This is a genomic window from Mycolicibacter algericus DSM 45454, assembly GCF_002086455.1.
Classification (GTDB): domain Bacteria; phylum Actinomycetota; class Actinomycetes; order Mycobacteriales; family Mycobacteriaceae; genus Mycobacterium; species Mycobacterium algericum.
The window spans coordinates 1-12,509 of the sequence record NZ_MVHC01000009.1 but is presented as its reverse complement, the minus strand read 5'-3'; the positions used below and the strand labels follow the sequence as shown (position 1 = coordinate 12,509).

The window sequence follows — 12,509 nt, the reverse complement described above, 5'->3', positions numbered from 1 at the left end:
GCTCGCGCCACTCACAGGTGCCTGCCGCCGGTCACCTCGAGCACCGTGCCGGTCATGTAGGACGACATCCCGGAGGCCAGGAACAGCGCGACGTTGGCCACCTCATCGGGCTCCCCAGCCCGGCCCAGTGGCACCTCGGCCACCTTGGAGTCCCAGATGCGCTGCGGCATCGCCTCGGTCATCGCCGATCGGATCAGCCCCGGCTGGATCGCGTTCACCCGCACCCCCAGGTAGGCCAGCTCCTTGCTGGCCGCCTTGGTCATGCCGACGATGCCGGCCTTGGCAGCCGAGTAATTCGTCTGTCCGACCATGCCGACCTTGCCCGAGATCGAGGACATGTTGACAATGGCGCCGCGCTTCTGCTCCCGCATGATCGCAGCGGCCGCCCGCAGTCCGTTCCAGGTGCCCTTGAGGTGCACCGAGATCACCTGGTCGAACTGCTCCTCGGTCATCTTGCGCATGGTGGCGTCGCGGGTGATGCCGGCGTTGTTCACCATGATGTCCAGCCCGCCGAACATCTCCACCGCGGCGGCGACCAACGCGTCGACCTCGGCGGAACTGGTGACATCGCAACGCACCGCTCGCGCTACCTCGAATCCCCCCAACTGCGCAGCGGCCTCCTCGGTGGCCGCCAGATTCACGTCGCCGAGCACCACCCGGGCGCCTTCGGCGATGAATCGCTCCGCAATCGCGTAGCCCAGCCCCTGGGCGCCGCCGGTGACGACCGCTGTTTGACCGGTCAGCAAGGACACTCGATCACCCGCCTTCTGTGAGATGTTTGCAGCATCATATTTCATATATGATCGTCGTCGGTAACGGGTCGTTCAAAGTGTCGGACGTGAGGAGAAGCGGCGTCGATGAGTGAAGTCAGCGACGAGGATTTCGCCGAGATTCTGGCCCAGACCCGCCATTTCGTTCGTAGCTCGGTGGTTCCGCGCGAGGCCGAGATCCTCGCCGAGGACCGCGTTCCCGACGATCTGCGCGAACAGGCCAAGGCGATGGGCCTGTTCGGCTACGCCATCCCGCAGCAGTGGGGCGGGCTGGGCCTGGACCTCACCCAGGACGTCGAGTTGGCCATGGAGTTGGGCTACACGTCGCTGGCGGTGCGCTCGATGTTCGGCACCAACAACGGCATCGCCGGTCAGGTGCTGGTCGGGTTCGGCACGCAGGAACAGAAGAGCCGCTGGCTGGCCCCCATTGCCACCGGTGACGTCGTGGCCTCCTTCGCGCTCACCGAACCGGGTGCGGGCTCCAACCCGGCCGGACTGCTGACCAAGGCGGTCCGCGACGGTTCGGACTGGCTGATCTCCGGCCAGAAGCGGTTCATCACCAACGCGCCCACGGCCGAGTTGTTCATCGTCTTCGCCCGCACCCGCCCGGCCGACGAGCAGGGCGCCGGTATCGCGGTCTTCCTGGTGCCCGCCGGCGCCGACGGGGTCGAGGTCGGCGTCAAGGACGCCAAGATGGGCCAAGAAGGGGCATGGACGGCCGACGTGAGCTTCACCGGCGTACGCGTCTCCGATGCGGCGCTGGTCGGCGGCAGCGAGGATCTCGGCTACCGGGCTGCATTGACCTCGCTGGCGCGCGGCCGGGTGCACATCGCCGCGCTGGCGGTCGGCGCCGCCCAGCGCGCTCTCGACGAGTCGGTCGGTTATGCGGCCACCGCCACCCAGGGCGGCACCCCGATCGGCAGCTTTCAACTGGTGCAGGCGATGCTGGCCGACCAGCAGACCGGCGTTTTGGCCGGCCGCGCCATGGTTCGTGACGCCGCGCGCAAGTGGGTCACCGAGGAAGACCGCCGAATCGCGCCGTCGGCGGCGAAGCTGTTCTGCACCGAGATGGCCGGCAAGGTCGCCGATCTCGCGGTACAGGTCCACGGCGGCACCGGTTACATGCGCGGAGTACCGGTCGAACGCATTTACCGCGATGTCCGGCTGCTGCGCCTGTATGAGGGCACCAGCGAGATCCAACGGCTGATCATCGGCTCGGGTCTGGTCAAAGCCGCTCAGCGGCAGACATGAATCGACAAGGGAGGGATCAGGCATGACGGGACGATTGACCGACCGGGTCGCGTTCATCACCGGAGCCGCACGCGGGCAGGGGCGCGCGCACGCGGTGCGCATGGCCAGCGAGGGCGCCGACATCATCGCAATCGACGTGGCGGGCAAACTCCCGGACTGCGTACCCTACGACCCGGCAAGCCCGGAGGATCTGGCCGAAACGGTACGACTGGTGGAAGCCACCGGTCGGCGCATCGTGTCCTCGGTGGTCGACACCCGCGACTACGACGGGCTGCGGGAGGTGGTCGTCGCCGGGGTGTCCGCGCTGGGAAGGCTGGACATCATCGTCGCCAATGCCGGTGTCGCAGCCCCGCAGGCCTGGGATGCCATCACCCCGGAGAACTTTCGCGATGTGCTGGATATCAATGTGACCGGCACCTGGAACACCGTGATGGCCGGTGCGCAACACATCATCGACGGAGGTCGCGGCGGCTCGGTCATCTTGATCAGCTCGGCGGCCGGCATCAAGATGCAGCCGTTCATGGTGCACTACACCGCCAGCAAGCACGCCGTCACCGGCATGGCCCGCGCGTTCGCCGCCGAACTGGGCAAGCACGGGATCCGGGTCAACAGCGTGCACCCCGGCCCGGTCAACACCGACATGGGTACCGGCGACATGGTCAGCGCACTGGGGCAGGCGATGGAGACTAATCCGCAACTCTCGCAGATGCTCACGCCTTTCCTGCCCACTTGGGTGGCCGAGCCGGAAGACATCGCCGGCACGGTGTGCTGGCTGGCCAGCGGTGACTCCCACCTGGTCACCGCCGCCGCGATTCCGGTGGATCAGGGCTGCACCCAGTACTGAGGCGGCCATGGACCGGTTCTGCGCAACGCTGTCCGCGGGCCTGCACGGCTACGGCGCGGCACCATGCATCGAGTTCGAACGGAAGTGGTACTCCGGCAACGACATCACCGGCTACATCGCAGCTGTCGACGACCAGCTGGACCGGGCGGGTGTCGCACCCGGCGATCCGGTGGGCGTGGTGGTGCGCAACCGGGTCCCGCACGCCGCGGTCATCCTGGGCTTCATCGCCGCCGGTCGTCCGGTCGCGATGATCTACTCCTACCAATCACCGGACTCCATTGCCCGCGATATCGGCGCGCTGCGGCTGCCGGCGATCCTGGCCGATCAGCAGGACTGGACCGGACCGGTGCGCAACGCCGTCACGCATGTCGGATCGGCCGGGATCGGGCTCATTCCCGAGCCGATCGGTGTCGAAACCATCGCTGCGCGACGGCAAGTCGGCGATGCAGCGCCCGGCGGCAGGCTCGCACCCGGACTGCACATCTTGACCAGCGGCACTACCGGGGCGCCCAAACGGGTGCCGGTATCGACGTCGGCACTGCAGCACACGGTGCTGACCATGACCGTGGGGCAGCACCCCGCCCCCGACGATCCGCCCGAACTGGTGTACTGGCCGTTCGGCAGCATCGGTGTGTGCCAACTGCTGGTCGGCCCCTACACCGGCAAGCGGATGGTGCTGCTGGAGAAGTTCGCCGTCGCCGAGTGGGTGCGGGCAGTCAAGACCTACCGGATTAAACGGACCGGTGTGCAGCCGGCGATACTGCGCATGCTGCTCGACGCCGACGTCGCCAAGGCGGATCTGGCCTCACTGGAGTACCTGCCCGGCGGGTCCGGCCCGCTGACGCCGCGGTTGCGCGAGGAGTTCGAGAGCCGCTACGGCATACCGCTGCTGTGGGCGTACGGCGCAACGGAATTCGCCGGCTCGGTTTGTGCCTGGACCCCGGAGGACTACCAGCGCTACCGCGACACCAAGCCGGACAGCTCGGGCAGGCCACTGCCGGGCGTGCAGGTTCGCCTCGTGGATGCGGACACCGGCACGGTACTGCCGACCGGTAGGCACGGCCTTCTCGAAGCCCGAGTGCAGGTGATCGGACCGGAGTGGATCCGCACCACCGATCTCGCCTCGGTGGATGCTGACGGTTTCGTCACGATTCACGGGCGGGCGGATGGCGCGATCAACCGCGGCGGTTTCAAGGTCCTGCCGGAAACGGTGCGCGCGGTGTTGGTGTCACATCCGGCGGTGCGGGACGCCTGTGTGATCGGGCTCCCTGATACACGCCTGGGTCAAGTCCCGGTAGCGGCCGTCGAGCTGCGGCACAGTGGCGGGAAGCCGTCGGAGGACGACCTGAAGACCTTGGTGCGCGACGCGCTTCCCAGCCATCATGTGCCGGTGGCGATCGTCGTCGTCGAACAACTGCCGCGCAATGCCGCGCTCAAAGTGCGGCCCGCCGATGTCGCGGCGCTGTTCGAGACGCGGCGGTCATGAGTCCGGCCCGAGCCTGAGTGGCAGCGCCGGCAGCGAGCACGTCGCCGACGGCCAGGTGATCTCGGGCACGAAACCCGGCGCGACCCCGAAATCGGGAATGCGGGCCAACCATTCCGAAACCACGAGTTTGAGCTCCATCCGAGCGAGGTGTGAGCCCAGACAGCGGTGTGGTCCGCCGCCGAATCCCCAGTGTTTGTGCACCTTTCCGTCGAGGACGAGCTTGCCCCCGGAAAACTCGTCGCTGCCGTCTCGATTGATCGCACCGAGGCAGAGGCGGACCTGGGCGCCCGCGGGAATCTCAATGCCGGCGACGGTGACCGGGCGGGTGGTCGCTCGCCCGACGACGGGTGCCGCAGGTTCGAGGCGGATCATCTCCTCGACGAAGACCGCGACACCGTCGGGGTCGGCGCGCAATTCCGCACGCAACCCGGGCCGGCGGGCCAGTTCCAGCATCGTCATGCCGATCATGGCGGTGACGGTGTCCAGCCCGGCCAGCACGAACACCAGGGACAGTCCGGTGGCCTCGTCGTCGTCGAGCGGGTCTGCGCCGTGCAAGACTTCCGAGAGAATGCCGGGCCGTGGTTCCTTGCGTTGGCGGGCAACCGCTTCGGTGAGGTAGCCGAACAGCTCCACTGTCGGGGTCAGGTCCACGCTGGCGGGGTCGTCGGTCAGACTCAACGCGATAATCGCGTTCTTCCAGGCGACCAGGCGGTCCCGATCCTCCAGGGGCAGACCGAACAGCGTGAGGAACACCTGCGATGGGTAGGGAGTGGCCAATTCGGCCATCACCTCACACCAGTCGTGCTCGGCGATCCCGGCGATGAGCTCGGCGGCCTGCGACTGCAACGATGGCAGCAGAGCCATCAGGGTCTGGGGGCTGAAGTAGCGATGTAGCAGCTGCCGGTACCGGGTGTGGTCGGGCGGGTCGAACCCCAATGGCACCAGCGGAACCGGGCTGATCATGTCGCCGTAGGGGATCCTCGAGGAGAAGACCTCCCAGTCACGCAGCGCGGCAAGCACATCATCGCGACGGGTGAGGTAGTAGGCGCCCTCGCCGTACACCACGGGCCCGAGATCGCGCAGCGCCGCCCACCCTTCACCACGATCGCGGGCCATCGGCAGGTCAGTGTAAGCGAAGTGCGGCACCGCCGGTGCCACGTGCACGTCGGTCATGACCGCTCAGCCACCCTGCTGTTGTGCGGCTTGCTGTCTGGCCCGCCGGGCCTCGTACCGCTCGACCAGCTCCCGGAAGCCGAGCCGGTCATATTGCGGAACGGGCTGAATCCCCCAGATGTCCTTGGCGGTGTCCTTACCCTCGGCGCCCTCGGGCGGCCCGAGCGGCGGGTAGGGGTACTTGCACTCGAGAGTGTCGTCGGAGTAGCGCACCTTGAGCAGCTCGCTGCAGATCTGGGTGAGACTCAGCGTCGGGTAACCGTAGTAGATCGCCATGAACGGCAAGGTGAAAGCGCCTTCGATGACCAGTGCGACCAGGCACACCAATGTAGCGCGCTTGATCCAGGTGTGCATGCGCGCGTAGTACGGCGTGGTGCCCGGCGGGAGATCTTCGGCGGCAGTGGTTTCCATCGTTGTGCTCCTTTTAGTCGGTGAAGATTTCGCGGTTCACCGTGTGCAGATACGGGATGGCGAGGAAGGGGGTGATGTAGAAGATGTCGTAGAGCCACCAGCCGATGACCGGAAAGATCACCCCGGCGAACCGCACGTCGGCGAACATCGTCATGTTGAACACGTACAACACCCAGATCAACACGCCCATCCAGCAGGTGACGATCATCCACTGGTGGCCCCAGCGCTTCATCTGAAGAAAGCCGATCGCGGCGGCGCAGCGCATCGCGAACACCGTGAGGATCATGCCGAAGACCATGGATTTCTCCCCGGGCCCGGCGGCACCGCCGACCCAGAGTTCGTTGTAGTGCCAGAAATAGCCGGCGTCGAACATGTGGCCCCAGCCGATCATCAGCACCCGGTTGATCAGCGTGTGGTTGGCAACCAGGTCCAGCGACCAGCCCAGGCTGTTGAGCATGCCGTCGATCAGCACCAGATAACCGATCAGGGTGACGATCATGGGCCGCACCGACAGGCCCGCCCGCTGAGCCTCGCGCTGCAACCACACCCCGCGCATGAAGATCGGGAAGCCGATCAAACCGGGTGCCCACATGCCCATCAGCGCAGCCCCGACGATCATCCATTTGTCGGCCTGCCACTGGGCGAGGCGGGACTGCTCCTGGTGGTCTTCCAGACCGACCGGTGGCCCGGTGACGGTCACAGGTACCACCAGCCCCGTTCGAACGACATGTACAGCTGGATCAGGAACATCGTGAGCAGGTAGCCGTAGATGACGATCTGGAAGACGATCAGGGCCCTCTTGCGTTTCTGCTCTTGCTGGTCGGCCATTTCGGATTTCCCTTCTAGAGTTTGTCGGCGTCGAGCAGAACTGCGGCCGCGATCTCGCGCAGTCCTTCACTGATGGCACCATCGGTGCTCAGCGGCGCGAGAATGCACGCTTCGGCCGCTTCCAGTTCGCCGGCACCGGCCGCGATGAGCTGTGCTGCGGTGACCAGCACCCGGGTCGACGGCGGCTCGAAGTGGAACGCCTCGTCGGCGGTGCGGATGGCGATGGCGCAGTGCACGAGTCGCTGCGCGGCGGCAAGTTCTATGCCGGTCTCCGCGACGACGGCCTGCGCCTCGCGTTCGGGGGGAAGGTAGGTCATCGGCAAGGTGGCGAAGCGCTGCCGGAACGACGGTTTGAGCTCCTTTAACGAACTCCGGTACGCCGGGTTGTAGGAGCACACCAGCATGAAATCGTCCGGCGCCCGGACCACTTCGTCGGCTCTGTCCAGATACAGGCTGCGGCGATGATCGGTGAGCGAGTGCAGAATCGCCAGTGAGTCGTGACGCGCCTCCACCACCTCGTCGAGGTAGCAGATGGCACCGGTTTTGACCGCCCGGGTCAGTGGTCCGTCGGTCCAGGTGACATCACCGCCGGTCACCATGAAGCGTCCGACGAGATCTGAACTGGTCAGGTCATCATGGCAGCTGATGGTGATGACGGGCCGACCCAGCAGTGATCCCATATGTTCGACGAACCGGGTCTTACCGCAACCGGTCGGCCCGGTCAGCATCACCGGGATCCTCCGAGTGAAGGCCTGCTCGAAGAGTCGGACCTCGTTTCCGTTCGAGTAATACATGTCGCTGCTCATGTGGCTCCCTCCCTTACGTACTGATCAGTTCGCGGTGCACGCGTGCCAGTACCCGCGGCAGTTCTTCCACCCGGCTGATCCGTTGTGAGCGTTTGGGTCCGAAAACCTCGGGCAACGGGTCGACGCGTGTCGGGCCGACGCCCACGTAGTAGACCGACACACCGGCCTCGTTGGCCTCCTCCACCGCGTGTGCGGCGTCCGACCAGGCGTACCTACCCTCGTAGCCTTCGTCGGAGATCATCCCGTCGCCGATGATGATGAGTAGTCGGCGCTCCGAGGGCTGGTCGAGCAGTCGGCTGGTCAGATGCCGGATCGAGGCACCGAGGCGGGTGTAACCACTAGCGGACAACCCCATACCGCTCGGCGGGACGAAGCGGGCTTCCGGAAAGTCCTTCAGGCAACGGACTTCCACCCGATGCCTGGTGTTGCCGGTGAACACGAAGATCCCGTGCCGCTCACGCGCGTGGGTCATGGCGCGGGACAACGCATCCGCGCAGGCCAGCTCGAGCCGGAACACCCGTCCCCCGTGTACCCCCAGCGAAGAGCTGCCGTCGAGCAGCAGCGCGGTGTTGACATCGCGGTCACACGGCAACAGGTCGCGGAACAGCCGGGGCTCGCCGGCCTCCCCGGTGCGCAGGTCGACGTAATGGCGGACGTACTGGTCGATATCGAGATCCGACCCGTCTTCGAGCCGGCTGACCATCGCGCGGTGGGTGTCCTCCTGAAACCACTTGCGCAGGTCAGCCGAGGTCGTGGTGGGGGCACCGACTCGTCGGTCACGCGCGAGCTCCACAACGGCCACGTGGTCGGGCATCAGGCGTTCGGTCCAGGAGTTCCACTCCGGATACGGGATTCCCGGACGGTGCTCAGGGGTGACATCGGTGTCGTTGTCCTGCGGCCGGCTCGGGGGAGGCAGGTTCGGATTGCGAACCCCACCGTCACCGCCGACGGGCACCGAGTACGGTCGCGGCATCCGTTTTTGCGTCGTGGTCCAGGGCATCCTGCCGAACTGCCGCCGCAGTCTGTCGGTCAGCCCGGTGGGCGCGGTGTAGATCGCCGGCAGCCGGCCCAGCAGCGGGTCGAGCTCCGCCTGATCCGGTCCGCGGGCCGCCTCGATGGCCCGACCGATCATGTCCCGCGCCTCGAGCTGCGGGTCTGCCGGTACGAGTTCGGGTAGCAGACGGGCGAACTCGGGCATCAGGCCCGGCCACCGCGACGCGATCCAGCCCAGGGCGACGCCGGCCTCCACGACGGTCAGCGCCCCCAGTTCGCGTGCCGACAGTTCGTTGATCCGGTACTGGCCCAGCCGGTCCTTCGACGATGCGCATTGCAGGGCGATCCCGCAGGTCAACGATCGCCGGGTCCAGTCGGTCCGCAATGCCGGGTAGGGCACGTGCACGTGACTGCGCGACACGCTGAGGCCGAATCCGCGGTGGTCGCCGGTGACCAGTCGCACGCCGGCGCGGTTCTCCTCGCTCAGCGCGACCGCGGTGACCGAGCAGCTGCGTTCCAACGCCATGGCGGCCGTCTGGTCGAGGTCAGTCATGAACCGCCCCTCCCGGGCAGGCGTGCGCCGGGCTCAGAACGTGCCGATGTTGGAGAACATCCAATACCAGAACCAGATGACCAGACCGGTACCGCCCCATGCCGCGACGTAACGCAGAATTTCCCAGACGTAGTCCATGGTCGGACCTCCTTGTTGACGGGTTCAGGCCACGCGCCGCGGCGCAGGACACCTTGTTGCGCATGATGTTTCGTTCGCCACCGCGAAGCCTCCCGAAGACCACGCCGGCCCGTGTCTGGCGTCGGCGGGTGTCGTGCCGGACCTGGCGCAGCTGTGGGGTCATGGTGCACTGTTTCTAACCCATTGACTGACTTCAGTCAATAGAACTCGTTCAATCGGTGAAGATCTCGCGGTTCACCGTGTGCAGATACGGGATCGCGAGGAACGGGGTGATGTAGAAGATGTCGTAGAGCCACCAGCCCACGACCGGGAAGATTACGCCGGCGAACCGCACGTCGGCGAACATCGTCATGTTGAAGACGTACAACACCCAGATCACCACGCCCATCCAGCAGGTGACGACCATCCATTGGTGGCCCCAGCGCTTCATCTGCAGGAACCCGATCCCGGCCGCGATCCGCATGGTGAACACGGTGAGAATCATGCCCGCTTCCATGGCCTTTTCGCCTGGGCCGGCAGCGCCGCCGACCCAGAGTTCGTTGAAATGCCAGAAGTATCCGGCGTCGAACATGTAGCCCCAGCCGCTGAGCAGCACACGCGCCAGCAAGGTGTGACTACCGATCAGGTCGAGCGCCCACCCCACGGTGTTGATCGCCGCGTCGACGATAACCAGGTATCCCAGCAGGGTCACCAGCATCGGCCGCACCGACATTCCGTTCCGCTGCGCCTGCCGGAGCAGCCACACTCCCCGCAGGAACAACGGCAGGCCGAAAATGCCCAGTGCCGCAGTTCCTATCAGGATGCTTCCGCTGATCAGCCATTTGTCCGCCTGACGCTGGGCCAGGCGCGACGCTTCCATATGCTCTTCAACCGACAGTGCACCGGGCATGTCGACTGACTCTAGTCATTCAATGTCGCGGACGACAAGGATTGATCAGGCGATCACGGCCACGCTGTGCAGGGTGCGCTTCACCAAATCTTCGAGCAACTCGTGACGCATAGGATCGTTGGTGGTGATCGCCAGCGCGTAGAGACCGAGCAAGAAGAACACTGCACTGTTGATCGGCCGGACCTCCGGGTCCACCTCCCCCTCGGCCTGGGCCTGCTCGATGCGCTTGCCCAACAGCAGGACCAGTGAGTGATCACTACCGTCCTCGGCGGCCGGGCGGGTCTGGGAGAAGTGCAACGCCAGGAAATCCTTGAACAACAGCTCACCGAGGCGGCGCTCCAGCCCCAACACCAGTCGCACCGCTTCGGTCAAGGCGGATTTCAGGTCATGCCCCTTGGCCAGGTACCGGCCGAACTGCTTTGCCATCCGGTCCTCTTCACGCTTCTCGAGCTCTAACAGCACATGTTCCTTGGTGGGGAAGTGGAAGAAGAACGTGCCGTGCGCGACGCCGGCGGCGGCGACGATGGCGCCGACGTCGGCCTGCGCCATCCCGGTCCGCTTGAACTCGGCCGTCGCCGCACCCAGCAGGCGCTCGCGCGTCTGCAGGCGCTTGGCTTCACGCGCCGTCATCTTGTCTGACTTGTCCACCACGGCCATGCCCGGATCCCTCTGCCTACTGCGTTGTGACCATTCGCCGGTCACGACAGTACCGCCTCGGCACTCCTCCGCCGGAAGATGACTTACGTCAGTGACTGCGTTCCGGTTGGAGCTGCCGCTATCAGGGCGCGGATGTTGTTCTTGCAGCGCCCGCATACCGTGCCCGCCCCGGTGAGTTCACCGACCTGTTTGGTGTTCGACGCACCGGCGGCTACGGCATCGATCACCTGCTGACTGGTCACCCCCGCGCACAGGCAAACGTACATGGGGTCTCACGCCCCGGCCTGAGTCTCCAGTTGTCCCTTGTCCACCTTGCCGGTGGCGTTCAGCGGCAACCGGTCTACGAAGCGAACCGAACGCGGAACCTTGAAACCCGCCATCCGGTCACGGCTCCACGCGATCAGCTCCGATTCCGAGAGCCGCGGATCCCGTTTCACCACAAAGGCCTTGCCCACCTGGCCGAGCCGCTCGTCGGGGACACCGATCACCGCGGCCTGCGCGACGGCCGGATGCTCCAGCAGGAAGCCCTCGATCTCGGCCGGGTAGGCGTTGAAGCCGCCGACGATGAACATGTCCTTCTTGCGTCCCACGATCCGCAGCCGACCCGCGTCGTCGATCGTCCCGATGTCTCCGGTGTGCAGCCAGCCCTGCGGGTCGATCGCCTCGGCGGTCGCTTCCGGGTCGTCGAGGTAGCCGGCCATCACGTTGTAGCCGCGTACCAGGACCTCGCCGGCTTCGGCGTCGCCGGCTATGCGGATCTCGATGTCCGCACAGGCCTGGCCCGCCGTGGTGGCGATGTCCTCGAATGAGTCGCCGCGGCGTGAGGCGGTCACCGTACCGGCCTCGGTCAGCCCGTAGCCGGTCATGATCGACTGGAACGGCAATTCGCTGCGGATCCGGCGGATCAGGTCCACCGGGATGTCGGCGGCGCCGGTGACCGCGGCGCGCAGCGATGACAGGTCACGCCCGGACACAGCGTCCAACAGCGACTGATACAGCGTCGGCGGACCCGGCAGCATCGTGATGCGTTCGGTCTCAATGAGTTCGGCCACCACGTCGACATCGAAAACCCGAACCGGGACCATGGTCGCCCCTCGGATGCAGGCGGCGATGCAGCCCGCCTTGTAACCGAAGGTGTGGAAGAACGGGTTGACCATCAGATAGCGGTCACCCTCGCGCAGATCGGCCAGGTCGCACCACTCGGCGTAGAGCCGCAGATTCTGCTGATGGCTCATCATCACGCCTTTGGGCCGGCCGGTAGTGCCCGAGGTGAAGATGATGTCGGCGATGTCGCCACCGTCGACCGCGCGGTGCAGCGGCGCACCTGACGCCAGGAAGTCTGATTTCAGGTCGATCACCGGGATGCCGGGCGGGGCGGTGAAATCCAGCCCCAGGAAACCCTTTTCGACCAAGACCAGCTTGGCGCCGCTGCGACGGATGATGTCGTCGGCCTCAGCCGCCTTGAACCGGGTGCTGACCGGAACGAGCACTCCGCCGGCGGTCAGCAGCCCGAATGCGGCGATGATCCATTCCGCGGAGTTGGGCGCCCAGATGGCCACCCGATCACCCTTGGCGACCCCCGCCGCGGCGAACGCTCCCGCCGCACAGCGGACCCGGTCGGCCAACTGGGAAAAACTCAGCCGCACCGGGCCGTGGGGGGGGGGGGGGGGGGGCCCCCCCCCCGAGGCCGCCCCCAAACACCAACAGGGG

The 12,509-nt window shown here is 66.2% G+C and carries 14 protein-coding genes; 3 read left to right on the top strand and 11 right to left on the bottom strand.

The features are described 5' to 3' along the window. Window positions 1-11: 11 nt before the first annotated feature. Window positions 12-752, bottom strand: coding sequence for a 3-oxoacyl-ACP reductase FabG (fabG, locus tag BST10_RS10945; RefSeq protein WP_235673640.1), 741 nt, complete (start codon window positions 750-752; stop codon window positions 12-14). 105 nt (window positions 753-857) lie between these two features. Between fabG and BST10_RS10940 the strand changes: the two genes are divergently transcribed. Genes BST10_RS10940 through BST10_RS10930 form a run of 3 tightly spaced genes read left to right on the top strand, consistent with a single transcriptional unit; the run spans window position 858 to window position 4,351 of the window. Continuing rightward, window positions 858-2,021, top strand: a complete 1,164-nt coding sequence (locus BST10_RS10940) for an acyl-CoA dehydrogenase family protein (RefSeq protein ID WP_083037796.1) — start codon at window positions 858-860, stop codon at window positions 2,019-2,021. A 22-nt stretch (window positions 2,022-2,043) separates the two neighbouring features. Further along, window positions 2,044-2,865, top strand: coding sequence for a mycofactocin-coupled SDR family oxidoreductase (locus BST10_RS10935; protein WP_083037795.1), 822 nt, complete (start codon window positions 2,044-2,046; stop codon window positions 2,863-2,865). A 7-nt stretch (window positions 2,866-2,872) separates the two neighbouring features. Continuing rightward, a complete protein-coding gene (locus BST10_RS10930; RefSeq protein ID WP_083037794.1) occupies window positions 2,873-4,351 on the top strand; it encodes a class I adenylate-forming enzyme family protein in 1,479 nt (492 codons plus the stop codon). Here the strand turns inward: BST10_RS10930 and BST10_RS10925 are convergent. The 10 genes from BST10_RS10925 to BST10_RS10885 form a co-directional block, all read right to left on the bottom strand. Then, window positions 4,346-5,524 carry a cytochrome P450 gene (locus tag BST10_RS10925; protein WP_083037793.1) on the bottom strand — a complete coding sequence of 393 codons (1,179 nt, stop codon included), beginning with the start codon at window positions 5,522-5,524 and terminating at the stop codon, window positions 4,346-4,348. The genes BST10_RS10930 and BST10_RS10925 overlap by 6 nt on opposite strands. 6 nt (window positions 5,525-5,530) lie before the next feature. Next, window positions 5,531-5,935: a hypothetical protein gene (locus BST10_RS10920; RefSeq protein ID WP_083037792.1), complete on the bottom strand. Its 405-nt coding sequence runs from the start codon at window positions 5,933-5,935 to the stop codon at window positions 5,531-5,533. A 13-nt stretch (window positions 5,936-5,948) separates the two neighbouring features. Next, entirely contained in the window at window positions 5,949-6,635 is a 687-nt protein-coding gene (locus BST10_RS10915) for a hypothetical protein (RefSeq protein ID WP_083037791.1), read from the bottom strand. Next, the gene (locus tag BST10_RS24165) at window positions 6,632-6,763 is read right to left on the bottom strand and encodes a hypothetical protein (protein ID WP_264079500.1); all 132 of its coding nucleotides are present in this window, start codon (window positions 6,761-6,763) and stop codon (window positions 6,632-6,634) included. Before BST10_RS24165 ends, BST10_RS10915 begins: the two co-directional genes overlap by 4 nt. A 14-nt stretch (window positions 6,764-6,777) precedes the next feature. Next, window positions 6,778-7,569 carry a CbbQ/NirQ/NorQ/GpvN family protein gene (locus BST10_RS10910; protein WP_083037790.1) on the bottom strand — a complete coding sequence of 264 codons (792 nt, stop codon included), beginning with the start codon at window positions 7,567-7,569 and terminating at the stop codon, window positions 6,778-6,780. A 13-nt stretch (window positions 7,570-7,582) separates the two neighbouring features. Next, window positions 7,583-9,115 (bottom strand): nitric oxide reductase activation protein NorD, encoded by a 1,533-nt coding sequence (locus tag BST10_RS10905; RefSeq protein ID WP_083037789.1) that lies wholly within the window; start codon window positions 9,113-9,115, stop codon window positions 7,583-7,585. A gap of 349 nt (window positions 9,116-9,464) precedes the next feature. Next, on the bottom strand, window positions 9,465-10,142 hold the full coding sequence (locus tag BST10_RS10900) for a hypothetical protein (protein WP_083037788.1): 678 nt from the start codon (window positions 10,140-10,142) through the stop codon (window positions 9,465-9,467). A gap of 45 nt (window positions 10,143-10,187) precedes the next feature. Next, a complete protein-coding gene (locus BST10_RS10895; RefSeq protein WP_083037787.1) occupies window positions 10,188-10,799 on the bottom strand; it encodes a TetR/AcrR family transcriptional regulator in 612 nt (203 codons plus the stop codon). Window positions 10,800-10,882: 83 nt separating this feature from the next. Then, window positions 10,883-11,065, bottom strand: a complete 183-nt coding sequence (locus BST10_RS10890) for a (2Fe-2S)-binding protein (protein WP_013830348.1) — start codon at window positions 11,063-11,065, stop codon at window positions 10,883-10,885. 6 nt (window positions 11,066-11,071) lie between these two features. Beyond that, window positions 11,072-12,496 carry a FadD3 family acyl-CoA ligase gene (locus BST10_RS10885; protein ID WP_083037786.1) on the bottom strand — a complete coding sequence of 475 codons (1,425 nt, stop codon included), beginning with the start codon at window positions 12,494-12,496 and terminating at the stop codon, window positions 11,072-11,074. Window positions 12,497-12,509: the final 13 nt, after the last annotated feature.

What these genes read in the sequence shown, in the direction of transcription:
- BST10_RS10940 (WP_083037796.1), top strand. Translation starts at nt 858, where the DNA reads ATGAGTGAAGTCAGCGACGAGGATTTCGCCGAGATTCTGGCCCAGACC.
- BST10_RS10935 (WP_083037795.1), top strand. Translation starts at nt 2,044, where the DNA reads ATGACGGGACGATTGACCGACCGGGTCGCGTTCATCACCGGAGCCGCA.
- BST10_RS10930 (WP_083037794.1), top strand. Translation starts at nt 2,873, where the DNA reads ATGGACCGGTTCTGCGCAACGCTGTCCGCGGGCCTGCACGGCTACGGC.
- BST10_RS10925 (WP_083037793.1), bottom strand. Translation starts at nt 5,524, where the DNA reads ATGACCGACGTGCACGTGGCACCGGCGGTGCCGCACTTCGCTTACACT.
- BST10_RS10920 (WP_083037792.1), bottom strand. Translation starts at nt 5,935, where the DNA reads ATGGAAACCACTGCCGCCGAAGATCTCCCGCCGGGCACCACGCCGTAC.
- BST10_RS24165 (WP_264079500.1), bottom strand. Translation starts at nt 6,763, where the DNA reads ATGGCCGACCAGCAAGAGCAGAAACGCAAGAGGGCCCTGATCGTCTTC.
- BST10_RS10910 (WP_083037790.1), bottom strand. Translation starts at nt 7,569, where the DNA reads ATGAGCAGCGACATGTATTACTCGAACGGAAACGAGGTCCGACTCTTC.
- BST10_RS10905 (WP_083037789.1), bottom strand. Translation starts at nt 9,115, where the DNA reads ATGACTGACCTCGACCAGACGGCCGCCATGGCGTTGGAACGCAGCTGC.
- BST10_RS10900 (WP_083037788.1), bottom strand. Translation starts at nt 10,142, where the DNA reads ATGCCCGGTGCACTGTCGGTTGAAGAGCATATGGAAGCGTCGCGCCTG.
- BST10_RS10895 (WP_083037787.1), bottom strand. Translation starts at nt 10,799, where the DNA reads ATGGCCGTGGTGGACAAGTCAGACAAGATGACGGCGCGTGAAGCCAAG.
- BST10_RS10890 (WP_013830348.1), bottom strand. Translation starts at nt 11,065, where the DNA reads ATGTACGTTTGCCTGTGCGCGGGGGTGACCAGTCAGCAGGTGATCGAT.